22 protein-coding genes are annotated in these 26,597 nt (G+C 60.0%); 13 read left to right on the top strand and 9 right to left on the bottom strand.

Annotated features, from left to right (window positions below; all coding sequences use genetic code 11):
- The first annotated feature begins 41 nt into the window (after positions 1-41).
- The 5 genes from J4721_RS09535 (at position 42) to J4721_RS09555 (ending at position 6,640) form a co-directional block, all read left to right on the top strand.
- Complete coding sequence (locus J4721_RS09535) at positions 42-1,436, top strand: aspartate aminotransferase family protein (protein ID WP_102855667.1); 1,395 nt, start codon at positions 42-44, stop codon at positions 1,434-1,436.
- A gap of 354 nt (positions 1,437-1,790) precedes the next feature.
- The gene (locus J4721_RS09540; RefSeq protein WP_014881480.1) at positions 1,791-2,891 is read left to right on the top strand and encodes an ABC transporter ATP-binding protein; all 1,101 of its coding nucleotides are present in this window, start codon (positions 1,791-1,793) and stop codon (positions 2,889-2,891) included.
- Between the two features lie 89 nt (positions 2,892-2,980).
- Positions 2,981-4,087: an extracellular solute-binding protein gene (locus J4721_RS09545; RefSeq protein WP_027248365.1), complete on the top strand. Its 1,107-nt coding sequence runs from the start codon at positions 2,981-2,983 to the stop codon at positions 4,085-4,087.
- Positions 4,088-4,187: 100 nt separating this feature from the next.
- Positions 4,188-5,459, top strand: coding sequence for an ABC transporter permease (locus J4721_RS09550; protein WP_211002570.1), 1,272 nt, complete (start codon positions 4,188-4,190; stop codon positions 5,457-5,459).
- A 5-nt stretch (positions 5,460-5,464) separates the two neighbouring features.
- Positions 5,465-6,640, top strand: coding sequence for an ABC transporter permease (locus J4721_RS09555; protein ID WP_014876321.1), 1,176 nt, complete (start codon positions 5,465-5,467; stop codon positions 6,638-6,640).
- Between the two features lie 67 nt (positions 6,641-6,707).
- Here J4721_RS09555 and J4721_RS09560 read toward each other — a convergent pair whose 3' ends face one another.
- Positions 6,708-7,883, bottom strand: coding sequence for an acetyl-CoA C-acyltransferase family protein (locus J4721_RS09560; RefSeq protein WP_211002569.1), 1,176 nt, complete (start codon positions 7,881-7,883; stop codon positions 6,708-6,710).
- A gap of 136 nt (positions 7,884-8,019) precedes the next feature.
- Between J4721_RS09560 and J4721_RS09565 the strand changes: the two genes are divergently transcribed.
- From J4721_RS09565 to J4721_RS09585, 5 genes are all read left to right on the top strand, one after another.
- Positions 8,020-8,586, top strand: a complete 567-nt coding sequence (locus tag J4721_RS09565; protein WP_102855666.1) for a helix-turn-helix domain-containing protein — start codon at positions 8,020-8,022, stop codon at positions 8,584-8,586.
- 121 nt (positions 8,587-8,707) lie between these two features.
- Positions 8,708-9,895, top strand: a complete 1,188-nt coding sequence (locus J4721_RS09570; protein ID WP_211002568.1) for a glycine C-acetyltransferase — start codon at positions 8,708-8,710, stop codon at positions 9,893-9,895.
- A gap of 14 nt (positions 9,896-9,909) precedes the next feature.
- Positions 9,910-10,938 carry an L-threonine 3-dehydrogenase gene (gene tdh / locus J4721_RS09575; protein WP_211002638.1) on the top strand — a complete coding sequence of 343 codons (1,029 nt, stop codon included), beginning with the start codon at positions 9,910-9,912 and terminating at the stop codon, positions 10,936-10,938.
- A gap of 151 nt (positions 10,939-11,089) precedes the next feature.
- Positions 11,090-12,142, top strand: a complete 1,053-nt coding sequence (gene queG, locus J4721_RS09580; protein WP_211002567.1) for a tRNA epoxyqueuosine(34) reductase QueG — start codon at positions 11,090-11,092, stop codon at positions 12,140-12,142.
- Between the two features lie 78 nt (positions 12,143-12,220).
- The gene (locus tag J4721_RS09585) at positions 12,221-14,227 is read left to right on the top strand and encodes a hydantoinase/oxoprolinase N-terminal domain-containing protein (protein WP_211002566.1); all 2,007 of its coding nucleotides are present in this window, start codon (positions 12,221-12,223) and stop codon (positions 14,225-14,227) included.
- A gap of 93 nt (positions 14,228-14,320) precedes the next feature.
- Here J4721_RS09585 and msrA read toward each other — a convergent pair whose 3' ends face one another.
- The 7 genes from msrA to J4721_RS09620 form a co-directional block, all read right to left on the bottom strand.
- Positions 14,321-14,842 (bottom strand): peptide-methionine (S)-S-oxide reductase MsrA, encoded by a 522-nt coding sequence (msrA, locus tag J4721_RS09590; RefSeq protein ID WP_211002565.1) that lies wholly within the window; start codon positions 14,840-14,842, stop codon positions 14,321-14,323.
- The gene (gene msrB, locus J4721_RS09595; RefSeq protein WP_014876313.1) at positions 14,839-15,288 is read right to left on the bottom strand and encodes a peptide-methionine (R)-S-oxide reductase MsrB; all 450 of its coding nucleotides are present in this window, start codon (positions 15,286-15,288) and stop codon (positions 14,839-14,841) included. The genes msrA and msrB overlap by 4 nt, the downstream gene beginning before the upstream one ends.
- A gap of 112 nt (positions 15,289-15,400) precedes the next feature.
- Positions 15,401-16,285, bottom strand: a complete 885-nt coding sequence (locus tag J4721_RS09600; protein WP_014881471.1) for a DMT family transporter — start codon at positions 16,283-16,285, stop codon at positions 15,401-15,403.
- Positions 16,286-16,494: 209 nt separating this feature from the next.
- Positions 16,495-16,782 carry an HU family DNA-binding protein gene (locus J4721_RS09605; protein WP_014876311.1) on the bottom strand — a complete coding sequence of 96 codons (288 nt, stop codon included), beginning with the start codon at positions 16,780-16,782 and terminating at the stop codon, positions 16,495-16,497.
- Positions 16,783-16,923: 141 nt separating this feature from the next.
- Positions 16,924-18,405 (bottom strand): AMP nucleosidase, encoded by a 1,482-nt coding sequence (locus tag J4721_RS09610; RefSeq protein WP_211002564.1) that lies wholly within the window; start codon positions 18,403-18,405, stop codon positions 16,924-16,926.
- Positions 18,406-18,475: 70 nt separating this feature from the next.
- Positions 18,476-20,296: an adenine deaminase gene (gene ade / locus J4721_RS09615; RefSeq protein ID WP_211002563.1), complete on the bottom strand. Its 1,821-nt coding sequence runs from the start codon at positions 20,294-20,296 to the stop codon at positions 18,476-18,478.
- Positions 20,297-20,404: 108 nt separating this feature from the next.
- A complete protein-coding gene (locus J4721_RS09620) occupies positions 20,405-21,349 on the bottom strand; it encodes a GlxA family transcriptional regulator (protein ID WP_211002562.1) in 945 nt (314 codons plus the stop codon).
- An 88-nt stretch (positions 21,350-21,437) separates the two neighbouring features.
- Between J4721_RS09620 and J4721_RS09625 the strand changes: the two genes are divergently transcribed.
- From J4721_RS09625 to J4721_RS09635, 3 genes are all read left to right on the top strand, one after another.
- On the top strand, positions 21,438-22,601 hold the full coding sequence (locus J4721_RS09625) for an acyl-CoA dehydrogenase family protein (protein WP_211002561.1): 1,164 nt from the start codon (positions 21,438-21,440) through the stop codon (positions 22,599-22,601).
- 284 nt (positions 22,602-22,885) lie between these two features.
- Entirely contained in the window at positions 22,886-24,952 is a 2,067-nt protein-coding gene (locus J4721_RS09630) for an acetate--CoA ligase family protein (protein ID WP_211002560.1), read from the top strand.
- Positions 24,945-25,730, top strand: a complete 786-nt coding sequence (locus tag J4721_RS09635; protein WP_211002559.1) for a carnitinyl-CoA dehydratase — start codon at positions 24,945-24,947, stop codon at positions 25,728-25,730. The genes J4721_RS09630 and J4721_RS09635 overlap by 8 nt, the downstream gene beginning before the upstream one ends.
- Before the next feature lie 194 nt (positions 25,731-25,924).
- Here J4721_RS09635 and J4721_RS09640 read toward each other — a convergent pair whose 3' ends face one another.
- Positions 25,925-26,560, bottom strand: a complete 636-nt coding sequence (locus tag J4721_RS09640; RefSeq protein WP_076618033.1) for a class I SAM-dependent methyltransferase — start codon at positions 26,558-26,560, stop codon at positions 25,925-25,927.
- Positions 26,561-26,597 lie beyond the last annotated feature (37 nt).

The raw sequence follows: 26,597 nt of genomic DNA on the forward strand, positions 1-26,597 counted from the left end.
TCATATTCTGGGGGCAATCTCTTCTTTCAGGAGTCTGCCTTATGACTGCGATTACAAATCACCTGCCCACAGCCGAGCTTCAGGCGCTGGACGCGGCCCATCACATGCATCCTTTTACCGCCAATGGCGAGTTGGCTGAAAAAGGCGCGCGGATCATCACCCGCGCCCGCGGGGTTACACTGACAGACAGTGAGGGCAATGAGATCCTGGATGCCATGGCCGGCCTCTGGTGTGTGAATATTGGCTACGGCCGTGACGAACTTGCGGATGTCGCGGCGCGCCAGATGCGTGAGCTGCCTTATTACAACACCTTCTTTCAGACCACCCATGCGCCGGCTATCGCGCTGGCGGCGAAGATTGCTGAGCTGGCGCCGGACGGGCTCAACCATGTGTTTTTTGCCGGGTCAGGATCTGAAGCTAATGACACCAACATCCGGATGGTGCGCCACTATTGGGCGATGAAGGGCAAGCCGACAAAATCGGTGATCATCAGCCGTAAAAATGGCTATCATGGGTCCTCTGTCGGCAGTGGTAGCCTCGGCGGCATGACTGCGATGCATGAGCAGGGTGGTCTGCCGATTCCGGATATCCATCATATCAATCAACCGAACTGGTGGGCCGAAGGCGGCGATATGTCGGCAGAAGATTTCGGTCTTGCACGGGCGCAAGAGCTGGAACAGGCGATTCTTGAGCTGGGCGAAGATCGCGTTGCGGCCTTTATTGCTGAACCTGTGCAAGGTGCTGGCGGTGTTATTGTACCACCCGCAACCTATTGGCCAGAAATCCAGCGTATCTGTGACAAATACGAGATCCTGCTGATTGCAGATGAGGTGATCTGCGGGTTTGGGCGGACTGGAAATTGGTTTGGTAGCCAGACTGTGGGCATTCGTCCTGACATCATGACAATCGCCAAGGGGCTGTCCTCCGGCTATGCGCCGATTGGCGGCTCGATTGTCAGTGATGAGATCGCGTCGGTGATCGGTTCCGGCGAATTCAATCACGGATACACCTATTCGGGCCATCCGGTGGCGGCTGCTGTCGCGCTTGAAAACCTGCGTATCCTGGAAGAGGAGAACATCATCGGCCACGTGCGCGATGTGGCCGCGCCCTATCTCAAGGAAAAATGGGAGGCGCTGGCAGATCATCCGCTGGTGGGGGAGGCCAAGATTGTCGGCATGATGGGGTCCATTGCCCTGACCCCAAATAAGGCGTCACGTGCGACCTTCGCCGCCGAGGGTGGCACCGTCGGCTATATCTGTCGCGAGCGTTGTTTCGCCAACAATCTGGTGATGCGCCATGTCGGCGACCGGATGATTATTTCGCCGCCGCTGGTCATCACACCGGAGGAGATCGATACCCTTATTGCGCGGGCGCGTCAGTCCCTTGATGAATGCTATGCGGCCTTGCAGGATCAGGACATGCTGCGCAGCGCCTGACATCAGGCTTTCCGCTGACCAAAGAAGGCGCCAGTTCCAGCTCGGTACTGGCGTCTTTCTTGCGTTTGCGAATCCGTTTCGGGTGGTCAAATTCGCCTCTTGAAGTGTTTCCGGTAACGGTTTGCTGCGTTCAATCATCGCGTGTGCGAATGGATTTTCTATTTGATCCGGGTCTGGAAAATTGTCGCTTTTCAGCACTCGTTCGTCGTAATACGTACCGTTAACCGAACTATCGGCCCTAAGGTAAATTGCAGAGATGATCCGGATGATCCGGTTGCGCACCAACGCTTGGGTGTGCTTACATCGCGACAGAAGTGCAGAGCCAATCTGCCGAACCAAACCAGGGAGCCTCACTTGGCTGATGCGTCAAACACGAGCGCGTTCGTTGAATTCGAACGCGTCCAGAAGAGTTATGACGGCGAGAACCTCGTTGTCAAAGACCTGAACCTCACCATGCCGAAAGGTGAATTTTTGACAATGTTGGGCCCGTCCGGTTCGGGTAAGACAACCTGTCTGATGATGCTGGCGGGGTTTGAGACAGCAACCCATGGTGATATCCGGCTGGGCGGTATCTCGATCAATAATATCCCACCCCACAAGCGCGGCATCGGGATGGTGTTTCAGAATTACGCGCTGTTCCCCCATATGACTATTGCCGAAAACCTCAGCTTTCCGCTGGAGGTTCGTAGCATGGGTAAATCCGAGCGTGAGCAGAAGGTGAAGCGCGCGCTTGATATGGTGGAAATGGGGGCCTTCGGAGGGCGTCGACCGGCCCAATTGTCCGGTGGTCAGCAACAGCGGGTTGCCCTGGCACGGGCGCTGGTGTTTGAGCCTGAACTGGTTCTGATGGACGAACCGCTTGGTGCACTGGATAAGCAGCTGCGGGAAAAGATGCAGTTCGAAATCACCCATCTGGCACATCAATTGGGCATCACTACGGTTTACGTGACGCACGACCAGACCGAAGCGCTGACCATGTCGGATCGCGTCGCTGTATTCAACGACGGCCGCATCCAGCAGCTGGCGCCGCCGGATCAGTTGTATGAAGAGCCGTCCAACAGTTTCGTTGCGCAGTTCATTGGCGAGAACAACACGCTGGAAGGCACTGTCAAAGAGGTCAACAACGGCATCGCACTGGTGCAGCTGGACGATGGCGAGCTGATCGACTGCAAACCAATCAACGTGTCCAAGCCAGGTGAACGGACCCGCGTTTCGATCCGTCCTGAACGTGTCGAATACAACAAGGACCGGATGCAGGAAGGCGCTCATACGCTGAAGGCGGAAGTGCTGGAATTCATCTACATGGGCGATATTTTCCGCACTCGCTTGCGGGTTGCCGGCAATGATGAGTTCATCATCAAAACCCGCAACGCCCCCGATCAGGAACGGCTGAAGCCCGGCCAGCAGATCGAAATCGGCTGGTTGCCTGAAGATTGCCGCGCGTTGGACGCCTAAGCCTCCACGCGTGCCCGAACCCCCGGCAATGAACGACCGGGGGGCGACGATCCAGACAAATAATAATTTCAACAAGGAGTAGAGTGTCTATGAAACTCACCAAACTGACTGCCCTGGCGGCCACCACGGCGTTGTGTGCGCCGATGGCGATGGCCGCCGATATGGCCAACGAAATGACCATCGTGTCCTGGGGCGGCGCCTATCAGGAAAGCCAGCTGAAGGCATATGTCGTTCCCTATCAGGAAATGCACCCTGATCTGAAAGTGATCTGGGACGAAAGCTCGGCCGAAGCGACCGCAAAAATGCGCGCTATGACCGAAGCTGGCAATGTGACCTGGGATCTGGTCGATGTGGTTGCCTCCGACGCCATGCGCATGTGTGACGAAGGTCTGGCCGCTGAGCTGGATCACGACGAAGTGCTTGCCGCGGCGCCCGACGGCACCCCCGCAAGCGAAGACTTCGGCGAGCTGATCGTGAGCGACTGCTTTGTACCGCAGATCGTGTATTCGACCACTTTCGGCTATCGCATGGACAAAGTGGGTGACACCCCGCCATCCTCCATCTGCGATATCTTTGACACTGCAAAATATCCCGGCAAGCGCGCCCTGCAGAAGCGTCCGATCGACAACGTTGAATGGGCTCTGTACTGCGATGGCGTCGCCAAGGATGAGATCTATGACGTGCTGAGCACCGATGAAGGTGTGGAGCGCGCGCTGGCCAAGCTGGACAGCATCAAGGATCAGGTTGTCTGGTGGACCGCTGGTGCAGAAACGCCTCAGCTGCTGGCCGACGGTGAGGTCGTCATGGGCTCGACCTTCAACGGCCGCCTGTTCTCGGCTATCGCTGAGCAGAACCAGCCAATCGACATGCTGTGGGATATGCAGTCCTTTGACCTCGACGGCTGGATTGTTCCTGCTGACCTGCCCGAAGATCGCAAGGCTCGCGTGATGGACTTCCTGAAGTTCGCCACCGACACGCAGCGTCTGGCTGATCAGGCGAAATTCATCTCCTATGGTCCGGCGCGTGCGTCGTCTGCACCGCTGGTTGGTAAGCACGCCATTCTGGGTATCGATATGGCGCCGCACATGCCAACCGATCCGGCAAATGCTGGCAACGTGCATGTCTATGACTACGAATGGTGGGCCGATAACCGTGATGATCTGGATGCAAAATTCCAGGCATGGCTGGCCAAGTAATCTGTTCCTGAACAGAGACTGACATCATCGGGAAAGGGCTGTGTGCCTGGCGCACGGCCCTTTCTCCACCAACAAAAAATTCCGACGGGGGCTCCTACCCATGAGCGATACCACCCACACCGGACCGGTCCTGGCCGCCGATGGCACGCCGCTGAAGCGTAGCCTGGCCCGAGCTCTCCGGATGCAGAAAATTCGCGCCCTGATGTTGATCGCGCCGCTTCTGCTGTTTGTTCTTCTGACCTTCATTCTCCCGATTGCCGACATGTTGTTCCGCTCGGTTGAGAATAAGATCGTCTCTGATACCCTACCCAAGACCGTGGTTGCGCTCAAAGACTGGGATGCAAATTCGGGCGAGACGCCGGATGAGGCCATATTCGCGGCGCTGGCTGCTGATCTTCAGATTGCCGCGCAGGAAAAGACTCATACCCGTGTAGGCTCGCGTCTGAACTACGAAAATCCGGGCATTTCCTCGCTCTTCCGCAAGGCTGGGCGCAAGGTCAAACGTTGGGATCTGGCTGAGGATGGTCCCTTCAGGGAGCAGTTCATCAAAATCGATGAAGATTGGGCTGACCCGGAGGTCTGGCGCACCATTCAGACCTATTCCGGGGCCTATACCAACGGTTACTTCCTGAATGCTGCCGACTTCCAGAAAGGTGCTGAAGGGGCTGAGCTGCGACCGGAAAACGAACGCATCTATGGTACGCTTTTCCTGCGCACCCTGATCATGTCGCTGGCGATCACTGTGAGCTGTATTGTTCTGGGCTATCCTGTGGCTTGGATTCTGGCCAACTTGCCGTCGCGCACTGCAAACTTGTTGATGATCCTGGTGCTGTTGCCGTTCTGGACATCGTTGCTGGTGCGGACCTCCGCCTGGAAAGTCATGTTGCAGCAACAAGGTGTTATCAATGATACGCTGGTTTGGTTGGGGCTGGTCGCAGATGATGCGCGCCTGGTCATGATCAACAACCAGTTCGGTACGATTGTGGCGATGACCCACATCCTGCTGCCGTTCATGATCCTGCCGATGTACTCTGTGATGCAGACGATTAACCCTTCCTATCTGCGCGCGGCCAAATCCCTTGGCGCGACCAATTGGACAGCCTTCTGGCGGGTCTATTTCCCGCAGTCAGTGCCGGGTATCGGTGCGGGGTCGATCCTCGTCTTCATTTTGGCGATTGGCTACTACATTACGCCGGAACTGGTTGGCGGCACCAAAGGTGTCTTCATCTCCAACCGGATTGCCTTCCACATCTCGCAATCGCTCAACTGGGGTCTTGCTGCGGCACTTGGCAGTATTCTGCTGGTCGTCGTCCTCGCGCTCTACTGGGCCTATGACAAGATTGTCGGCATCGACAACGTGAAACTGGGATAAGACACATGGCTTTGACACCTGTTGAAAACCAAACGCCCGGTTTTGTCGCGCTTGTTGCGGCTGCTGCCGGGGCCTTCTTCGGCCTCTTCGTGGGGACCGCCCAAGGCTCCGGGCTTCTCGGAGTTCTGATTGGCGCAGCTCTTGTCGGTGGACTCGGATTTGCCCTTGCGGGGATGCGTGATCAGGAGCGGTTGATCCGCTGGATCCTGATCGCAGCCTTTGCTGTTGCGGGTTTCGTAATGGGCGGTCTGCCGGCAGCCGTGATGGGGCTGCTGTTCGGCGCTTTTGTCGGCTGGTTCATTTTCTGGCTCTCGACCTCGCGCTACCGCGTGCATCTGGCGCCATATCTCACTCCGGGGCAGGTGCTGTGGCACTATACGTTCCGGGTGATTTGTGGGGCGATCTTCATCTTCTTGATTACGCCGATTCTGGTGGTGATGCCGCTGTCGTTCAATGCACAGGACTTCTTCACCTTCACGCCGGAAATGATCCGCTTCGATCCTGAAGGATATTCGCTGAAACATTACCGCGATTTCTTCACCAACGCGGATTGGCAGCAGGCTATGTGGAACTCCATCAAGATCGCACCGATGGCGACAATCCTGTCGGTTGGCTTTGGCACCCTCGCTGCGATTGGCCTCAGCCAGCCGCATGTGCCGTTCCGTCGCGCCATCATGGCAATTCTGATTTCGCCCATGATCGTACCACTGATCATTTCGGCTGCGGGTATGTATTTCTTCTACAGCCGGATCGGCCTGCAGGGGACATATTTTGGCGTGGTTCTGGCCCATGCGGCACTGGGGATCCCCTTCGTGATCATCACAGTGACTGCGACGCTGGTTGGCTTTGATCGCTCGCTCACGCGGGCTGCGGCGAATATGGGGGCTGGTCCTGTGACCACCTTCTTCCGTGTGCAGATGCCCCTGATCCTGCCCGGTGTGATTTCCGGCGGCCTGTTTGCCTTCATCACCTCGTTTGATGAGGTTGTGGTTGTGCTGTTTGTCGGCTCGGCCGGTCAGAAGACTCTGCCTTGGCAGATGTTTATCGGCCTGCGCGAACAGATTTCCCCCACCATTCTGGCGGTGGCGACCATTCTTGTTGTGGTCTCGATCTGTCTCTTGACCGTGGTTGAGATGCTGCGCCGTCGTTCCGAACGTTTGCGCGGGATGAGCCCGAGCTAAGACATATGTTACCCAATGAAAAAGGCCCCGGTGAAAACCGGGGCCTTTTGTGTTTCAGGAGGTGGGATCAGAGACGTTCGATTGCAAGGGCAATGCCCTGACCGCCACCGATGCACATGGTGATCAGCCCTTTGGAGCCACCGATGCGCTCCAATTCATAAAGTGTCTTCAGCGTGATGATTGCACCAGTCGCGCCTACAGGATGGCCAAGCGCGATTGCGCCGCCGTTCGGATTCACTTTCGCAGGATCGAGCCCCAGTTCCTTGTTCACCGCAAGTGCCTGCGCCGCAAAGGCTTCGTTTGATTCGACGACGTCAAAATCGGAGGCCGACAGCCCGGTTTTCTTCAGAAGGTTCTGTACTGCGGGAACCGGACCAATGCCCATGACCTCGGGGCGGACACCGGCGTGCGCGTAGCCCAAAATGCGCGCTTTGGGTTTCAGCCCGGCCTGCCGCGCTGCGTCGGCCGTGGCCATAACGATGGCAGCCGCGCCGTCGTTGATACCGCTGGCATTGCCGGCCGTGACACGGCCGTCTTTCTTGAACACAGCTTTCAGCCCGCCCAGTGTCTCTAGCGTGCTGGCTTTGGGATGTTCGTCTACGTCAAACGGCACCATGTCCCGCTTTACCTTCACCACAACCGGGGTGATCTGGCTGGCGAAATATCCGGCCTCGATCGCTGCGGCAGCGCGGGTCTGGCTGGCGAGGGCAAATTCATCCATCTGGGCGCGGGTAATGTCATGTTCATCCGCGACGTTTTCGGCGGTCACCCCCATGTGGCCGGTTCCGAACGGGCAGTTCAGCGCGCCTAGCATCATGTCCAGTGCCCGCGCATCACCCATTTTCTGACCCCAGCGTGCGCTTGGCACGATGAAGGGGCTGCGCGACATGTTTTCGGCGCCACCGGTAAGGGCAAATTCCGCATCCCCCAGCATCAGTGACTGGATGCCGGAGACAATCGCCTGTGCGCCAGACCCACAAAGCCGGTTCACGTTCATCGCCGGCGTACCATTGGGGATGCCCGCCTGCATCGCCGCCACCCGGCTCAGGTACATGTCGCGGGGTTCGGTGTTGATCACATGGCCAAATACCACATTGCCGATCTGTTCCGGCGCAACGCCGGAGCGTTCCATTGCGGCCTTGGAGGCCACGGTTGCCAGATCAATCGGCGTGGTGCCGGCAAGCGACCCGCCAAAGGTGCCAATGGCGGTACGGGCGCCATCCAGGATCACGATATCGGTCATCTCTCTCTCCTCATAGGTTTGGCGCAGAGTATGCGGATGCAGCATGGCCTGTCCCGCAGAACGTGCCGTCAAAACATGACTTCCGTGTCATGGCGTCTGTTTGACAAATAGGTCGTAAAGGCGCAGTGATTCCGTCATGACGGAACATGTAGACGATATCCTGACCCTGTTGCCTGCCCGCCTGAAAGAGGCGCGCCGGGCCCAGGGCCTCAGCCTTGAGGCGGTGGCCAATCTCTCTGGTGTCAGCCGCTCTATGGTAAGCCAGATCGAACGCGGAGAAAGCTCGCCTACAATTGCAACCCTTTGGAATTTGACACGCGCACTACAGGTTGATTTTGCCGGGCTCCTGGACAGCAATGAGGCGCAGGACAGTATTGAAATCCTGCGCGATGGCGATGTCCCTTCGATTGAGAATATGGGCGAGGGATGCCTCATCCGCATTCTATCACCGCCGGAAGACGCCGGTGGGCACGAGGTCTACGATATCCGCCTCAAGGATGGTGGCGCGCTGAACAGTCAGCCGCACGGGCGGGGTACAGTTGAACATGTAACCGTGCTGGAAGGGGCCGTGGCGCTCACCTCTGGCAGCGCCACAGATCGGCTGCATGCAGGAGATACCGCACGATATGCCGCAGATGTGACCCATGCCATTGCAGCATTGGGAGGCGCGGCCCGCGTTTTCCTGATCGTGAAAAACGCGTGACGGAGGTCTGTCGCCCGGTTTGTCCATTTTGACGGATATATCTCCGTTATCCTGAAATCCCCTATTTCGGAAATTAATCCGTTATGGTAGAACTCCGACTCGAAAGAGAAGGAGTTCCCGCATGTCCACTGATTTTCTGACCGACATCTCCAAGACCCTGGAAGAGATCAAAGCCGATGGTCTCTACAAGCGGGAACGAATGATCACCTCCCCTCAGGGGGGCGAGATCAGGGTTGGGGATGCAGCGGTCATCAACCTTTGTGCCAACAATTACCTCGGCTTGGCAGATCATCCCGATCTGATTGCTGCCGCGCGTGGTGTGATGGATGATAAGGGTTTTGGCATGGCCTCTGTCCGCTTCATCTGTGGCACGCAGGATATCCACCGTGAGCTGGAGCAACGTCTGGCGAAGTTTCTCGGTAAGGATGACGCGATTCTGTTTGCTGCCTGTTTCGATGCGAATGGCGGGTTGTTTGAGCCGCTGTTGGGGCCGGAGGATGCGATCATCTCTGACAGCCTGAACCATGCGTCGATCATCGACGGCATCCGGCTGTGCAAGGCCAAGCGCTACCGTTACCTGAACAGCGATATGAACGACCTTGAGGCCTGGCTGAAACAGGCACGCGAGGACGGGGCGCGGCATATCATGATCGCCACCGACGGCGTGTTCTCGATGGATGGCTATCTGGCGAAGCTGCCGGAGATCCGGGCGCTGGCGGACAAATACGATGCCATCGTGATGGTGGATGACTGCCACGCAACCGGCTTCATGGGCGCCACTGGCGCAGGCACGCCGGAGCATTTCGGGGTGGACGTGGATATCGTCACCGGAACATTGGGCAAAGCACTTGGGGGGGCTATCGGCGGTTACATCGCCGGGCCGCAGCCAGTGATCGACCTCCTGCGGCAGCGGGCGCGGCCCTATCTGTTCTCCAATTCGCTGCCGCCATCAATTGTGGCCGCCGGGCTGGAGGCAATCCGGCTGGTGGAGGAAGGCAACGGCTTACGCGCCCAGCTGTTCGAGAATGCGAAATATTGGCGCGCTGGGCTGGAAAAACTTGGCTTCGATCTCTTGCCGGGTGAGCACCCGATCATTCCGGTGATGCTGGGCGAGGCACAGCTGGCGCAGGACATGGCATCCCGGCTATTCGATGAAGGTGTCTATGTCTCCGGTTTCTTTTTCCCGGTGGTGCCGCGTGGTCAGGCCCGCATTCGCACTCAGATGAATGCGGCGCTGACGCGAGATGAGCTGGACCGCGCATTGGCCGCTTTTGGCAAAGTGGGCAATGAACTGGGAATTCTGTCATGATCCGTCCCAACACGATGAAGGCGCTGGAGAAAAGCCATCCGCAAGAAGGCCTGTGGATGGTGCAGGCGCCGGTGCCGGAGATCGGTCCAGATGAAGTGCTGATCAAGATCAGAACCACCGGCATCTGCGGCACCGATATCCACATCTGGAACTGGGATGAATGGGCGTCGCATACGGTGCCAGTGCCGATGATCACCGGTCATGAATTCGCGGGCGAGATCGTTGAGGTCGGGCGGAATGTAACGGACCTGACCATAGGGCAGCGCTGTTCCGGAGAGGGACATCTGATACAGACGGATTCGCGCCAGTCCCGGGCGGGTAAGTTCCACCTGGACCCCGGCACCCGTGGTATCGGGGTGAATGAGCAGGGCGCCTTTGCCCAATATCTGAAACTCCCCGCCTTTAACGTGGTGCCGCTGCCGGAGGAAATCCCGGATGAGATCGGCGCCATCCTCGACCCGCTGGGCAACGCCGTCCATACCGCGCTCAGCTTTGACCTGCTGGGGGAAGATGTACTGATCACCGGTGCCGGCCCTATCGGTGTCATGGCGGCTGCAGTGGCACGACATGCCGGCGCGCGGCATGTGGTAATCACCGACATCAACCCGGACCGCTTGGCGTTGGCAGAACACGTTGTCCCGGCGGTGCGTGCGGTGAATGTCGCAAAGGAAGACCTGCAGGACGTGGTGCGCGAACTGGGTCTGAAGCAGGGTTTTGACGTCGGGCTGGAGATGTCCGGCAGTCAGGCCGCGCTGGATCAGATGGTGGAGGCGCTGGTAATGGGTGGCAAAATTGCCTTGCTCGGCATTCCTCCCGGCAAATCTCCCGTCGATTGGAGCCGAATCGTGTTCAAGGCGATCACCATCAAAGGCGTTTACGGGCGCGAGATGTTCGAGACCTGGTATAAGATGATCGCAATGCTGCAGAATGGTCTGGATGTCAGCCGGGTCATTACCCATCGGTTTGATGTCGAGGATTTCGCGGAAGGCTTCGCTGCGATGAAGTCCGGCCGCAGCGGCAAAGTCGTATTGCGCTGGCCCTGACAGGCAGCAGTGACGGAGTTCAAGTCTGCGTGTGCTTCGGTTCCTCTGATGTCTCAAGCGGGCATGGCGAGGGGTGATCTATCCGGTCACATCCATAGCTTTGCTGTTTCCAGATGTTGACCGAAGCAACACGGTATATATGTCTAGCCAGATGATAAAGACAGCCGACATAAAAGACCGCTTGGTCGCACAGGCTCTGGCGGAGGGGTTCGTGGCCTGCCGGATCTGCCGCCCGTCGGACGTGCCTGAGGTGCCGGACCGGCTTCAGGCGTTTCTGGACGCGGGCTATCATGGTCAGATGGGCTGGATGGAGGAGCGCAGCCATTGGCGTGGCGACCCGGCCCAGCTTTGGCCCGAGGCGCGTTCGGTGATCATGCTCGCCGAAAGCTATACGCCTGATGTGGATCCCATGGACATTGTCGGACAAGCAGATCGCGCGGCGATCTCGGTCTATGCGCGGAACAAGGATTATCATGACCTGGTGAAAAAGCGCCTTAAGCGTCTGGCCCGTTGGTTGATTGCGGAGGCCGCGCGCGTGGAGGAGGCTGCCGAGGTCAAGGTCTTTGTTGACACCGCGCCGGTGCCCGAGAAACCACTCGGACAGGCGGCGGGTCTTGGCTGGCAAGGGAAGCACACCAATCTGGTCAGCCGTGACTGGGGCAATTGGGCCTTTATAGGCTCTGTTTTTACGACACTCGACCTTCCTGCGGATGCTGCTGAACCGGATCATTGCGGGTCGTGCCGTTCCTGCCTGACGGCCTGTCCAACCGATGCCTTTCCGGCGCCCTATCAGCTGGATGCGCGGCGTTGCATTTCCTATCTGACGATTGAGCATAAGGGGCCAGTCGATGAGGAGCTGCGCGCCAAATTGGGCAACCGGATCTATGGCTGCGACGATTGTCTCGCGGCGTGCCCCTGGAACAAGTTTGCCGTGGCCGCCAGTGATATCCGCTATGAGGCACGCCCGGAATTCAACGCGCCTAAGCTGGCGGATTTGGCCGCTCTGGATGATCCGAGCTTTCGGGCGCTGTTTTCCGGCTCCCCGATCAAGCGGATCGGTCGGGACCGGTTTGTCCGCAACGTGCTTTATGCGATCGGGAATTCCGGCCTGCCCCAGCTGCGCCCGACAGCAGAATCCCTGACCGAAGATCCTGATTCCACCGTGGCGGATGCCGCCCGTTGGGCTGTTCAGCGACTGATGTGACGCAAACAGAATGGATTGGCGGCAGGGCTGCGCTAAACCGGTGACCAAGACCAAAGATATGGTGAAGGGAGAACGGCCATGGCGCTCTTGCTTGGGGTCGATACAGGCGGCACCTATACCGATGCGGTGTTGATCCGCGATGATCGTGATGTGCTGGCCAAGGCCAAGGCGCTGACCACCCGGCAGGATCTGGCCATCGGTGTGGGGGAGGCGGTTGCCGCAGTTCTGGCAGAGGCTGCGGTGGAACCGGGAGAGATTGCGCTGGCGGCGTTGTCCACAACGCTGGCAACCAATGCGCTGGTGGAGGGGCAGGGAGGTCGCGTCGCGCTGATATACATCGGCTTTGGTGAGGCGGATCTGGATCGTCACGGTCTGCGCGAGGCGCTGAAGGGCGACCCTGCGCTGGTCCTCGCCGGTGGCCACAGCCATTCCGGTGGTGAGGCTGCGCCACTGGACACAGAGGCGCTCCGCGTGTTTCTGCAACAGGAGGCGGCCTCAGTCAGCGGGTTTGCCATCGCCGGTCAGTTTGCGACCCGCAACCCCGCCCATGAGCTGGAGGTCGCCCGCATTATTGCTGAAGAAACCGGCGTTCCCGTCACATGTTCGCATCAACTGTCCGCGCGGCTGAACGGGCCGAAACGCGCATTGACCGCGGTTCTGAATGCGCGGCTGATCGGGATGATCGACCGGTTGATAGGGCGCGCTGAGACGCGTCTGGCCGATCTTGGGATCACAGCGCAGATGATGGTGGTGCGGGGAGATGGTGCATTGATGTCCTCAGAGCAGGCCCGGGCGCGTCCGATCGAGACAATCCTCAGCGGCCCGGCGGCGTCCCTGGTGGGCGCGCGTTGGTTGACCGGTGTCGATAGTGCGCTGGTCAGTGATATTGGCGGCACCACCACCGATGTGGCGCTGATCGAAAATGGGAAGCCCAAGATTGACCCGGCAGGCGCGCAGGTGGGCGGTTTTCGCACCATGGTGGAAGCCGTCGCAATGCGGACCAGCGGTCTGGGCGGCGACAGTCAGGTGCATCCGGTTGCGGCGGGTCTGAACGGCGGTGTCAGCCTTGGGCCGCGCCGGGTGCTGCCGGTATCTTTGATCGCGACGATGGCGCCGGACGTGGTGCATGCCGCGCTGGATACGCAGTTGCGCGCTGCAACTGTCGGTGAATACGACGGCCGCTTTGTCCGGGCAATTCCCGGCCAGCAATCCCTGGGTCTCAGCGACAGGGAAGCCCGGGTGTTGGACCGGATCGGAGAACAGACACACCCTTTGGGTGCTGTACTACAGACCCGCATTGAGCAGGGCGCGTTGATGCGGTTGGTGGATCGGGGGTTGGTGCAGGTGGCCGGGGTCACGCCGTCGGATGCCAGCCATGTTCTTGGCCGACTGGCCAGCTGGGACAGTGCGGCGGCTGAGAAGGCGCTGACGCTTTTTGCCCGCCGCCGGGTTGGATCCGGGGATCGTCTGGCACCGGATGCGGAGACATTGGCGCAGATGATCGTTGATCAGATGACCGAGCAGACCTCTTTGACCTTGTTAGAGACTGCATTTTCTGAAGAGAGCAACCCCTTCGGGCCGCCGCCGGATCAGCTCGCGCGCCATGTGTTGATGCAGCGCGGGTTGACCGGACATCAGGGGCTTGTCGCCATCAAGGCAGGGCTGAATGTGGATGTCGTGGGCCTTGGCGCCTCAGCACCCAGCTATTACCCTGCTGTTGGGTCCCGCCTTCACTGCCGGATGATCTTGCCGGATCATGCTGGGGTCGCCAATGCCATCGGGGCGGTGGTGGGCCGCATCACCATGCGCCGAAGCGGCACCGTAACCGCGCCGGAGGAAGGCCGGTACCGGGTGCATCTGGAGAACGGTCCGCAGGATTTCGCGGCCTCGGAAGAGGCCCTGATCTGTCTGGAAACCGAACTGCGTGCTGAGGCCCGTGCCGCGGCGGAGGCTGCCGGTGCACAGGATATCTCCGTTCAGGTGGACCGCGATATTCGCGTTGCCGAGGTGGAGGCACGGCAGGTGTTTGTTGAGGCTTTCCTGACCGTGGAGGCCAGCGGTCGCCCGCGTATTGCACAGGGTTGACTGCCGCTGCTGACCACAGACTTAACGCAGAAGGCCCCGCCAGATGACGGGGCCTTTGTGGTAAAGGATTCAGGGCTGCCCCATACGGGCGACTTATTCGGCTGCGGTCTCACTGCGCCTGGGCAGAACCCAATCGGGACGGGCAAAATGGCAGGTATAGCCGTTGGGCTGCCGCTCCAGGTAGTCCTGATGCTCAGGCTCCGCTTCCCAGAAATCACCAACCGGTTCGACTTCTGTGACCACCTTGCCGGGCCACAGCCCCGAGGCATCGACATCAGCGATCGTGTCTTCGGCAATCGCCTTCTGGTTGGCATCTACATAGTAGATCGCGGAGCGATAGCTCATTCCCAGATCATTTCCCTGCTGATTGACGGTGGATGGATCATGGATCTGAAAGAAGAACTCCAGCAACGCGCGGTAACTGGTCTGGCTTGGATCGAACATGATCTCAATCGCCTCAGCATGGGTGCCGTGGTTCTTGTAGGTCGCATTGGGCACATCGCCACCGGAATAGCCGACGCGGGTACTGACGATGCCCGGACGCTTTCGGATCAAATCCTGCATACCCCAGAAACATCCACCGGCCAGGACGGCACGTTCTGTCGTGCTGCTCATCTTCTATCCTCCACTTGATCTATATAATCGCCGTAGCCTTCTGCCCGCATGTCGTCCAGATGCACGAACCGCAGGGAGGCTGAATTGATGCAGTAACGCAGGCCGCCACGATCTGCGGGACCGTCCGGAAACACATGGCCCAGATGGCTGTCGCCATGGGTCGAGCGGACCTCGGTGCGGATCATGCCCAGGGTCCGGTCCTCCAGCTCCTGCACATGGGCAGGCTCAATGGGCTTGGTAAAGCTTGGCCAGCCGCAGCCAGATTCATATTTATCGGCAGAGGCAAACAGCGGCTCGCCAGAAACGATATCGACGTAGATACCTGGTTCCTTGTTACCGAGCAGCTTGCCGGTGCCGGGGCGTTCCGTGCCTGCGTTCTGGGTAACGTAGAATTCTTCTTCCGAGAGGGCCGCAATGGCGTCCGGGTCTTTGGAATAGCTGCGCATCATGTCCTCCGATCTTGCTTGTGTTGCTGTAAATGGGGTCGTTCGGGGCAAAAGCAAAGCTGTATTTCAGCGGCTCGCGTTTGCGTGTGTGGTGTCAGAGCGCAGGGCGGCGTCATGGCTTCGGTGTGCGCTGCGCAGACTGCCGCGCCAATTGCACCGCCAGAATGCCAAAGGTGACTATCCCGACACCGACGATATCCAGCAGCCCCAATTGCTCTCCCAGCAGCACACTGGCCACCGCGACGCCAAAGACCGGGTTGAGAAAATGGAAGGTCGCGGCACGCACGGCGCCAATCCGGTTCAACAGCAGCACCCAGATGAAAGTGGCGGTCAGACCAGGGACAAGTGTGGTGTAGACAAAGGCCAGCGCCAGCGGCCAGCTTGGCGTCAGGCGAAACGTCTCCACCATCGGGGCCACTACAAACAGAACCGCTGAACCGATCAGCATCTGCAACCCTACCACCATCATGTAGTTGCCGCCGGAGGTCGCGCCGCGCAGGGCCAGCGTCGCCAGCGTTAGGGCCAGAACACCGATCCCGCAGAGCAGAACACCAAACAGATCGACCCCGGCGCTGATGCGGGTGCCCATGATCAAGGCGACGCCCAGCACTCCCGCCAGCAGTCCCACAACTCCCAGTCTGGGCAGCCGTTCGCCGTATACCAGCCACAGCGCGATCGCGACCAGCATCGGCATGGTTGAGGCGATGATCGCCGCAAGCGAGGCCTCAATGGTTTCCATCGCGACGAAGTTCAGGCCGAGATAGAGCGCGTTCTGGCAGATGCCAAAGATGACTGTCGCCTTCAGCTGGCCGCGTGTCAGACGCCAGCTCTGTCCCATGTAGCGTGCAACCGCGACACCGATTAGACCGGAAATCAGAAACCGGAACGCCAGCGAATACAGCGGCGAGGCATCGGCAACGATGATCCGCGCCGAGGTGAAGGCAGATGACCACATGAAGGCAAAGGCCAGCCCCATCGCCAAAGCGCGCAGATCCATGGATATGTCTCCCTGCCGGTCAGCTACCGGTCCCTGCCGTCGCCCGGTCAGGCGCAGTCGCGATATGTTTAGCAAGGCAAGCATTCGCAGGAAACCGAATTCGCCCTCCGCATCCGGCGGGCCACATCAGCCGCGCAGCCTACGAGATGAGCACAAAAAAGGGCCGCCTGAGAAGGCGACCCGAAACACGGTCAACCGTGCCTGAACCCTTAGCCGTTCACGCTGTCTTTCAGCGCTTTGGCGATGGTCATCTTGACCACCTTGTCGGCCTCTTTGGTGAATTTCTCACCGGTGGCCGGGTTGCGCACTTCGCGCTCGGGGCGCTCACGGCAGTAGATCTTGCCAACGCCGGGCAGAGTCACAGCGCCACCGCCGGATACTTCGCGAGTGATCAGCGCGCAAACAGCGTCAAGTGCTGCGCCTGCGGCCTTCTTGTCGCTGTCCATCTCTTCAGCCAGTGCGGCAACAAGCTGGGTCTTGGTCATCGGTTTGGACATTCTTAGGTCTCCTTGTCACTGCCCGAGTTATGGGGCCTCATCGCGTAACTCTAGCGTTATGTAGTGTACGAACACAACGAGTAGTGTCGTCAAAAACCCCACAAAATAGGGGTTTTCGAAGAATTAGAGGCAAAATAGCTCTCAAAGAAAGGCGGTTTCGTCAAAGGAACGCAGTTTTCGGCTGTGCAAACGTTCCAGAGGCATGCCGCGCAACTGCTCCATCGCCTTTATCCCGATCTGCAAATGGCGTGCAACCTGAGTGTGATAGAACTCTGACGCCATACCCGGCAGCTTCAGCTCGCCATGCAACGGTTTGTCAGACACACAAAGCAGCGTCCCATAAGGCACCCGGAAGCGGTAGCCATTGGCCGCGATGGTGGCGCTCTCCATATCCAGCGCGATGGCGCGGGATTGTGACAATCTCTGCACCGGGCCGGATTGGTCACGTAGTTCCCAGTTGCGGTTGTCGATGGTCGCGACGGTGCCGGTCCGCATGATCCGCTTCAGGTCGTAGCCCTCTAGCTCGGTCACCTCTGCCACCGCATCCTCTAGCGCGACCTGAATCTCCGCCAACGCCGGAATCGGCGTCCAGATTGGCAGGTCGTCGTCCAACACGTGATCTTCGCGCAGGTACCCATGGCCCAGCACAAAATCGCCCAGTGTCTGGGTGTTGCGCAGCCCGGCACAGTGGCCGACCATCAGCCAGGCGTGTGGACGTAGAACCGCGATATGGTCGGTTGCAGTCTTGGCGTTGGAGGGGCCAACACCGATATTGACCAGCGTGATACCGCTGCCGTCTTCCCGTTTCAGGTGATAGGTTGGCATTTGCGGCAGCTTGGCAATCGTGGGGATCTCAGCTTCGACCTCGGTGATCTCATGATCGCCGGTGCTGACAAAGCTGCTGTAGCCTGACGCGGGATCCGCCAGTTGCGCACGGGCGTAGGCTTCGAATTCGGCTACATAAAACTGGTAGTTGGTGAACAGAACGTGGTTCTGGAAATGGCTCGCATCGGTCGCGGTATAATGGGCGAGGCGGGCCAGAGAATAATCCACGCGCTGGGCCGTGAACAACGCCAGCGGTCCGGTGTCATCTGATGCTTTGTAGGTGCCGTTCACAATGTCATCATTGGTTGTCGACAGATCCGGCACATCAAAGACATCCCGCAACGTGAATCCTGCCGCGCCTTCCTGCGGAACGGTCAGGCTGGGATCAGCCGCCACCGCAAAATGCACCGGTATCGGTGTGTCAGAGACCGCGATGGTCACAGGCTGGCCGTGATTGCGGATCAACAGGCCGATTTGTTGGGTCAGATAATGGCGGAACAGGTCCGGGCGGGTCACCGTGGTGGCATAGGTGCCCGGCGCCGAGACATGCCCATAGCTCAACCGGCTATCCACCTGCGCAAAGGACGACGTGGTAAAGCGGATTTCAGGGTAGAATGCGCGAATACGATGAGTGGTGCCGGTACTGCCGACCGCTGGGCCATCGCTCAAAATCCGTGAGAACTCAGCGCAGAGAAACTGCGTCGCCTCGCGGTACAGAAGCTCCAGCCGGGCGACGGCTGCCGCAGCATCCGTGAACTCTTCGGCAGCCGGGAGTTGAGGGGTTTTAACTGTTGTCATGACGGTGCTCGATCACTGGAAAACGGGGGCCGCTGTGCGGTTCAGAAGGGCGATTGAAACGGGTGGGCGGTCAGGAGGATGGGGCACTCACGATCACGGGGATCTGTTCGAAACTGCGCACGTCCACCAACCCCAGATCGGAAATCCGCAACTCGGGGATCACCACCAGCGCCAGCAGAGAATGCTGCATATAGGCGTTGTTGAGCTTGCAGCCGCAGGCCTCCATCGCCTCGACCATTTTCTGTGCCTTTGCGGCAACCTCGGTGGCGGGGCTGTCGGACATCAGTCCAGCGATGGGCAGTTCTACCAGCGCCAGTTCGGCACCATCGCGGAAAATGGTGATACCGCCGCCGACCTCGGCCAGACGATTGGCGGCCAGCGCCATCTGGTCGCGGTCGGTGCCAACGACAATCATATGATGGCTGTCATGCGCCACGGTGGAGGCCATCGCCATCGGGCCCTTGTACCCAAAGCCAGAGACAAAGGCATTGGTCACACCGCCCGTTGCCCGGTGGCGTTCCACCAGCGCGATCTGGCAGGTGTCGCCCCCCTCCGCCATAATGGCCTCGACCAGCCCATTCTGCACCGGCAGTTCTGCCTGCAGCGCCTTGGTCGGGGCCTGGTTCTCCACCACGCCGATCACATTGACGGTGACCGCATTCGCGCCTTCGGGGGCGACAATCTCGAAATCCTCAGCGCTCAGCTGATGTCCCAGATGCACGGTGCCACGTGCGCTCTCCGGCCAGTCCAGATGCGGACACTCCACGGTGATCTCACCGTCTTTGGCAGCAATTTGACCACGGGCAATCACCAGTTCAATCGGCAGGGTTTTGAGGTCAGAGGTCAGGATCACATCGGCGCGGCGCCCCGGTGTGAGGGAGCCGATATCCCGCTCCAGCCCGAAATGCGTGGCGGTATTGATCGTCGCCATCTGCAAGGCGATGACCGGATCACAACCACAGTCGATGGCGTGGCGCACCACCCGGTTCATATGACCGTCATTGACCAGCGTACCGGAGTGGCAGTCATCGGTGCAGAGGATGAAATTACGCGGATCCAGCCCTTTCTCGGTGATCGCGGTGATCTGCGCCTCAACGTCATACCAGGCCGACCCCAGCCGCACCATCGCGCGCATTCCCTGCCGCATCCGGGCAATGGCATCCGCCTCGCAGGTGCCCTCGTGGTCGTCGGCTGGACCGCCCGCAACATAGGCCGCGAAATCCGGCCCCAGATCAGGAGAGGCATAATGCCCGCCAACGGTTTTGCCCGCGCGCTGTGTCGCCGCGATCTCGGCCAGCATTTTGGGGTCACCCGCTGCCACACCGGGGAAATTCATCATTTCACCCAGACCAATAATCCCCGGCCAACTCATGGCCTCCGCAACATCCTCGGCGGTAATCTCATACCCGGTGGTTTCCAGCCCCGGCGCTGAGGGCGCGCAGGATGGCATCTGGGTAAAGATATTGACCGGCTGCAACAGCGCCTCGTCATGCATCAGGCGCACACCCTCCAGCCCCAGTACATTGGCGATTTCATGCGGGTCGGTGAACATGGACGTCGTGCCATGTGGGATCACCGCACGGGCGAATTCTGCGGGGGTCAGCATCCCGGACTCAATATGCATATGAGCATCACAGAGACCGGGGATCATATAGCGCCCGTTGGCCTCAATCACCTTGGTGTCGGGACCGGTGCAATAGCTGGCATCGGGGCCGACATAGGCGATGCGCCCTGCAACGATGGCGATGTCATGATCGGGCAGTTGTTCGCGGGTGTGAACATTGACCCAGATCCCTTTGCGGATCACCGTATCCGCAGGGCGGCGACCTGCCGCGACTTCGATCAATTGGGGGGCAACGTCGGGCCAGCTTGGGAATGCGATATCTGTCATGGCCCAATTGTTCTGATAACCCGGGCAAGCGCAAGGCCCCTTGAACGCTAGCGCAAACAATAGCTGTTTTTTGCGATACAAGAAGACCGCTGTAGGGATCCGCGCGTGCTATCGTCGGGTGGCGCGCAGGGCGCGCGGTGTTGTCGCAAAGGCGCTGCGAAAGGCACGGGTTAGGGCGCTGGGGTCCTCATATCCGCTGCGTAACGCAATCTCGGCGACACTGAAATCAGTTTCTAAGACAAGGCGTTTCGCCTGCTTTAGTCGTAAATGCCGATAGAGCGCCTGCGGCGTGGTGCCCAACTCGCCCCGCGTGCGGCGCGCCAGATCCCGTAGGCTGCGTCCTGCATGTCTTGCCACCTCCTCCAGCGGCAGTGGCGTTTCCAGATTGGCCTCCATCGCGCGGATGGCACGGGCCACAGAGGCGCTGCGCACAGGGGATGACCGGTCGCTCCCGGACTGGCTTTCGCTCAGAAACAGGGCCGCAACATCCAGTCGCAACGCTTGCCCGTGCTGCTGGGCAATCATGTCGAGAATCCCGTCAAAGGCCGCCATCGCACCGGAAGAGGTCAGCCGGTCGCGATCCCAGAGAAACCGATGTGTCTCCGCCTGAACCGCCGGGAACATGTCTGCAAAAGCCTCCATTTCCGAGCTATGAATGGTCGCGCGATAGCCATCCAGCAGCCCGGCCGCAGCCAGCAGCCAGGCGCCGGTGTCAAACCCTGCCAGAACACCATAGCGTTGCTGTGCCGCCCGCAATCCCCGTGCGGTGGCCTCCGTGGTGTGGCGCAGGTATCCATAGCTGGGCATTGCGATCAGCATGTCGCCCTCTGCCTTGTGCAGCGGCATCTGTGCGGTGACCTCCATCCTGGCAGAAGACATCGCGGTGCCGCCGTCTACCGTAACAAACCGCCAGGAATACACCTGCCGCCCGGCAAGGGTATTCGCCGCGCGCAGCGGCTCGACCGTATTGGCGAGGCAGTGACCTGAGAACTGATCAAACAGCAGCAGGTCGATCTGCTGCGGCGCGGCGTGAGGTTTCTTCCAACTTGGCATGAAAAGGTCCGTTTCTGCACGATGGCAGCCTCTCCCAGCCCTAGGCTCAGGTCAAGATCAATGCAGGAACCACCAAGGGGGAGCTGAAATGCAGTTTGGCCTGTCCGAAGAACAGTCGATGATCGTGGACACCACGCGCGCCTTTGTCACCAAGGAGCTCTATCCGCACGAACTGGAGGTGGAGCGCAGTGGTCACTTACCGATGGAGCTGGTACGCGAGATCCAGGCCAAGGCAATCGAGGCCGGGTTATACGCCGCCAATATGCCAGAGGAGGTCGGCGGGGCCGGACTCGATACGCTGACATGGCTGCTCTATGAAAAAGAGCTGGGCCGCGCCAACTACGCCCTGCATTGGACCTGCGTCGCGCGCCCGTCGAACATCCTTCTGGCGGGCACCGAGGAGCAGAAAGAGAAATACCTGTACCCCTGTATTCGGGGCGAGAAATGGGACTGTCTCGCGATGACCGAACCGGGCGCTGGATCCGATCTGCGCGGCATGACAGCAACTGCGCGTCAGGACGGCGATGACTTCATTCTGAACGGCACCAAGCATTTCATCAGCCACGCGGATATCGCCGATTTCGCCATTGTGTTCATGGCCACCGGCGAGGAGGACACCCCGCGCGGACCAAAGAAGAAAATCACCGCTTTCTTCGTCGATAAGGGGACGCCAGGTTTCACCATCCGCGATGGCTACCGCAATGTGAGCCATCGGGGCTACACCAATGCGGTGCTGGAATTCGACGAATGCCGCCTGCCCAAATCTGCCGTTCTGGGTGAGGTCGACAAAGGCTTTGATGTGGCCAACACCTGGTTGGGTGCCACCCGGCTGCAGGTGGCTGCGACCTGTCTCGGACGGGCGGAACGCGCGCTGGATCATGCGATCTCCTACGCCGCTGAACGCCGCCAGTTTGGCCAGCAGATTGGGAAATTTCAGGGGGTTTCCTTCAAGTTGGCCGATATGGCAACGGAACTGAAAGCGGCGAACCTCCTGACCTGGGAGGCCGCTTGGAAATTTGATCAGGGCAGCGTGACCGAAGCCGATATGTCGATGGCCAAACTCAAGGCGACCGAGATGCTCGCCATGGTGGCGGATGAGGCGATCCAGATTCACGGAGGTATGGGCCTGATGGATGAGTTGCCACTGGAACGCATCTGGCGCGACGCGCGAGTGGAGCGAATCTGGGAAGGGACCAGCGAAATCCAGCGCCATATCATCAGCCGCGAGTTGCTGCGCGCGCAGGGTGGATGAGAGCATGGCGGCGAACGGTCTCAGGCTCTACCCGGACGCGTCGGGCAGGCGGGTCAGATTTCGCCTTCGGCGAGGATATTTGGAGCCAGAAGATGCGGAAAGGGTCAAGCCCCCGGAAGGGCGTTGCCGCAACCGGGGGCCATCTCCTGGCGCGGTCATCGGCGTTCCCGCCTGTACCGCTGGTCGAGGCTCGTCGATTCTGGTTAATGAAACCCTACCCATCTTCTGGCTCCAAATATCCTCGCCGAAGGCATCAGGTCTCTGTTCAGGCGGGAGCCGTGGCAATGATACGTGACTTCAGCACTTTGTTTCGGCCCTCTTCCATCGCGGTGATCGGTGGCGGTGCCTGGTGTCGTCAGGTGATCGAACAATTGCAGAAGATCGGGTTTTCCGGTCAGATCTGGCCGGTGCATCCGAAGGCTGCGGAGGTCTGCGGCTTGACGGCGTTTGCATCGGTGGATGATTTGCCCGCCGCGCCCGATGCCAGCTTTATCGGCGTCAACAGACATGCCACCGTCGAAGAGGTCGCGGCGCTCTCTCGCCGGGGGGCTGGGGGGGCGGTCTGTTTTGCCTCCGGTTTTCGCGAGGCCCAGAGGGAGGCCGGTGATGGGGCCGACCTGCAGAACCATCTTTTGCAAGCGGCGGGAGAGATGCCGATCCTTGGCCCCAATTGCTATGGGTTCATCAACTATCTGGACGGCGCCCTGCTCTGGCCGGATCAGCACGGTGGCACACAGGTCGCGCAGGGTGTCGCCATTCTCACCCAGAGTTCCAATATCGCCATCAATCTGACCATGCAGGCGCGTGGGCTGCCGATAGCCTATATGATCACCGTCGGAAATCAGGCGCAAAGCGATATGGCGGAGATCGCGCGGGGCCTGTTGGATGATCCTCGCGTCACTGCCATTGGCCTTCATATTGAAGGGATCCGTGATCTGCGTGCCTTTGAGGCGCTGGCGGAGGAGGCGGCCGTCCGTGGCAAGCCGATTGTGGCGCTGAAGGTGGGGCGCTCGGATCAGGCACAGGCCGCGACTCTGTCGCATACTGCATCGCTGGCGGGGCAGGAGGCGGGGGCGGCTGCCTTCCTGCGGCGCTGTGGCATCGCGCGGGTCGATGATTTGTCAGTGTTTTTGGAAACGCTGAAAATCCTGCATGTGCTTGGTCCCCGACGCGGGTGTCAGGTTGCCACGATCAGTTGTTCCGGTGGGGAGGCCAGTCTCGCTGCGGATCTGGGACAGGCGCAGGGCGTCACCTTTCCGCCGCTGTCCGACGGGCAGCATCAGGCGCTGCGCGCAGCACTTGGACCCATGGTGGCGCTGGCCAATCCGCTGGACTACCACACCTATATCTGGCGCGATGTACCTGCGATGACACAGGCGTTCAGTGCGATGGTGCATCCCGATCTGGATCTATTGATGCTGATTGTGGATTTCCCACGCAAGGATCGGTGCAGTGCCGCAGATTGGGAGTGCGCAATTGAGGCGGCCATGGCCACGCGGATGCGCACAGGCGCCCCTTTGGCCATGGTTGCGACGCTGCCTGAACTCATGCCTGAGGAGATCGCGGACCGTTTGCTTGCAGCAGGCGTGGTGCCGCTCTGCGGTCTGCGGGAGGCAATGAGCGCCACGGTGGCCGCCAGCCAGATTGAGAGGCCATCGGATTTGCCCGCGCTCCTGCCCCGGCCGGACCTTGATGGGGTGGGCTCTGACATAGCACTTGTGCCGGAAGGCATCGCCAAACAACGCCTTGCCGCAACCGGTCTGCGAATTCCACGTAGCTGTCGCCTGTCCCGCAAAACGCTGGATGAAACACTGGCTGAGGTAACATCCCAAGTTGGCTTCCCCCTCGTGTTGAAAGCCGAAGGCCTTGCCCACAAAAGCGAAGCTGGCGCGGTGCGGCTTGCCCTTGGATCGCAGGAGGCCGTCGCCGATGCCGCGCGGGTGATGCCAAGCGACCAGCTGCTGCTGGAGGAAATGATCAGCGGGACGGTTGCGGAGCTGTTGATTGGGGTGACGCGTGATCCGGCGCATGGGTTTGTGCTGACACTGGGTGCCGGTGGTGTGTGGACCGAGCTGCTGGAGGACAGCGTCTCGCTATTGCTGCCCGTCAGCGACACAATGCTGGAGGCGGCGCTGGATCAGCTGCGGATCACCCGGTTGCTTGATGGCTATCGCGGTGCCCCGGCAGCGGATCGTCCAGCCGTTCTGCGGGCGGTGCGGGCGGTGGAACGCTATGTGCTTGCCCATTCGGATACAGTTGAAGAAATTGAAATTAACCCGCTGATTTGTACGCCCAGCGACGCCATAGCGGTGGACGCGCTGCTGCGAGAGAAGGAACTGACCCATGACTAATACCCCTATTCGAACGCGCCGCGATGGTCCCATTCTGGAAATCACACTGGATCGACCAAAGGCCAACGCCATTGATCTGAAAACCAGCGTTGCCATGGGGGAGGTGTTTCTGGATTTTCGCGATGACCCTGAGCTGCGTGTCGCGATTCTGACCGGCGGCGGTGAGAAATTCTTCTGCCCGGGTTGGGATCTGAAAGCGGCTGCCGACGGAGACGCGGTCGACGGTAACTACGGTGTCGGCGGGTTCGGCGGGTTGCAGGAGCTGCGCGATATGAACAAGCCGGTGATCGCCGCCGTGAACGGCATCGCCTGCGGTGGCGGGTTGGAGCTGGCGCTGTCGGCGGATATGATCGTGGCTGCCGATCACGCCACTTTTGCGCTGCCGGAGATCCGCTCCGGCACGGTGGCGGATGCCGCCTCGATCAAATTGCCCAAACGCATCCCCTATCATATCGCCATGGAACTGTTGCTGACGGGGCGCTGGTTTGATGCTGAAGAGGCCCATCGTTGGGGCCTGGTGAATGAAATTGTCACAGCGGATCAGCTGTTGGACCGTGTCTGGGAACTGGCGCGCCTGCTCGCCTCCGGCCCGCCATTGGTCTACGCGGCGATCAAAGAGATCGTCCGTGACGCTGAGGATAGCAAGTTTCAAGACGCGATGAACCGGATCACCAAACGCCAGCTGCGCAGTGTCGATGTGCTGTATGACAGCGAGGATCAGATGGAAGGCGCGCGGGCCTTTGCTGAGAAACGCGACCCGGTGTGGAAGGGCCGTTAAGGGGAGGCGTCGTCCGGTTTCCGGTTCCAATTCGAAGATGACTGGCGGGGACTTGGACGGTCGGCACTCCCGCCCGCTCCGGGTGACCAGATGGTCTCCCGTCGCCGTTGGGCGTGGCGCTGCGCCAAACGGCGCAGCGGTCGGCGCCACAGATCAGCCCGAATGGCCGGATCAGAGGGCTTGACGCGCTGTCGCTAGACCTTTGAAAACACCGCAATCAATGCCGTGTCTGCGCTATGGGGACCCGTCGCCTTCGTACCGTAGATGGCCACCTCGGGCAGGGTCAGGTTGCGGATCCAGCCACCGTCCTGCAACCGCTCCAGTGCTGAGGCAAAGCCGGACCGGGCCGAGAACCGCGCATTCACAGCCAGCGCAAACACCGCGCCGGGCCGTGCGAGGCGCAGCAGACCCGGCAATACCTCAGGGCCCACATGACCATGGGTGAAGGTGCCAGAGGAAACCACCCCGGCATAGGCGGCACGCGGCACCGGCACGCCCACTGTCAGATCCGCCTCGATCACATCGCGGTAGACATCCTTGCGCAGCGCCTGTGCCAGCATCTCCGGACTGATATCCGTGGCATCAATCGGTGCGATCCCGCGCCGGTTCAGCGCCACGCCACACAGACCGGTACCCGCCCCGACATCCAGCACCGGGCCACACCCCTCCGCTGCGGCAAACAGCCCGGCAACCTGATCCGGCAGGATATAGCCGGTCTCCTCCGCAAAGCTCTGGTCGTAACTTTCGGCCCAGTCGGCATAGAGCTGCCGGGAATGGTCCGGCGTCTCCAGCCCGTAGGCGGTGGTCAGGGTGATCGGTTTTTGCGCCATGGATACAGGAAATGCGGTTTTGGTCTCTGAATCAACC

It is taken from the genome of Phaeobacter sp. HS011 (assembly GCF_018101215.1).
Lineage (GTDB): Bacteria > Pseudomonadota > Alphaproteobacteria > Rhodobacterales > Rhodobacteraceae > Phaeobacter > Phaeobacter inhibens.

Bases quoted from the DNA above. Each gene is read 5' to 3' on its own strand.
- J4721_RS09535 (WP_102855667.1), top strand. From the start codon at position 42: ATGACTGCGATTACAAATCACCTGCCCACAGCCGAGCTTCAGGCGCTG.
- J4721_RS09545 (WP_027248365.1), top strand. From the start codon at position 2,981: ATGAAACTCACCAAACTGACTGCCCTGGCGGCCACCACGGCGTTGTGT.
- J4721_RS09550 (WP_211002570.1), top strand. From the start codon at position 4,188: ATGAGCGATACCACCCACACCGGACCGGTCCTGGCCGCCGATGGCACG.
- J4721_RS09555 (WP_014876321.1), top strand. From the start codon at position 5,465: ATGGCTTTGACACCTGTTGAAAACCAAACGCCCGGTTTTGTCGCGCTT.
- J4721_RS09560 (WP_211002569.1), bottom strand. From the start codon at position 7,883: ATGACCGATATCGTGATCCTGGATGGCGCCCGTACCGCCATTGGCACC.
- J4721_RS09565 (WP_102855666.1), top strand. From the start codon at position 8,020: ATGACGGAACATGTAGACGATATCCTGACCCTGTTGCCTGCCCGCCTG.
- J4721_RS09570 (WP_211002568.1), top strand. From the start codon at position 8,708: ATGTCCACTGATTTTCTGACCGACATCTCCAAGACCCTGGAAGAGATC.
- tdh (WP_211002638.1), top strand. From the start codon at position 9,910: ATGAAGGCGCTGGAGAAAAGCCATCCGCAAGAAGGCCTGTGGATGGTG.
- queG (WP_211002567.1), top strand. From the start codon at position 11,090: ATGATAAAGACAGCCGACATAAAAGACCGCTTGGTCGCACAGGCTCTG.
- J4721_RS09585 (WP_211002566.1), top strand. From the start codon at position 12,221: ATGGCGCTCTTGCTTGGGGTCGATACAGGCGGCACCTATACCGATGCG.
- msrA (WP_211002565.1), bottom strand. From the start codon at position 14,842: ATGAGCAGCACGACAGAACGTGCCGTCCTGGCCGGTGGATGTTTCTGG.
- msrB (WP_014876313.1), bottom strand. From the start codon at position 15,288: ATGCGCAGCTATTCCAAAGACCCGGACGCCATTGCGGCCCTCTCGGAA.
- J4721_RS09600 (WP_014881471.1), bottom strand. From the start codon at position 16,285: ATGGATCTGCGCGCTTTGGCGATGGGGCTGGCCTTTGCCTTCATGTGG.
- J4721_RS09605 (WP_014876311.1), bottom strand. From the start codon at position 16,782: ATGTCCAAACCGATGACCAAGACCCAGCTTGTTGCCGCACTGGCTGAA.
- J4721_RS09610 (WP_211002564.1), bottom strand. From the start codon at position 18,405: ATGACAACAGTTAAAACCCCTCAACTCCCGGCTGCCGAAGAGTTCACG.
- ade (WP_211002563.1), bottom strand. From the start codon at position 20,296: ATGACAGATATCGCATTCCCAAGCTGGCCCGACGTTGCCCCCCAATTG.
- J4721_RS09620 (WP_211002562.1), bottom strand. From the start codon at position 21,349: ATGCCAAGTTGGAAGAAACCTCACGCCGCGCCGCAGCAGATCGACCTG.
- J4721_RS09625 (WP_211002561.1), top strand. From the start codon at position 21,438: ATGCAGTTTGGCCTGTCCGAAGAACAGTCGATGATCGTGGACACCACG.
- J4721_RS09630 (WP_211002560.1), top strand. From the start codon at position 22,886: ATGATACGTGACTTCAGCACTTTGTTTCGGCCCTCTTCCATCGCGGTG.
- J4721_RS09635 (WP_211002559.1), top strand. From the start codon at position 24,945: ATGACTAATACCCCTATTCGAACGCGCCGCGATGGTCCCATTCTGGAA.
- J4721_RS09640 (WP_076618033.1), bottom strand. From the start codon at position 26,560: ATGGCGCAAAAACCGATCACCCTGACCACCGCCTACGGGCTGGAGACG.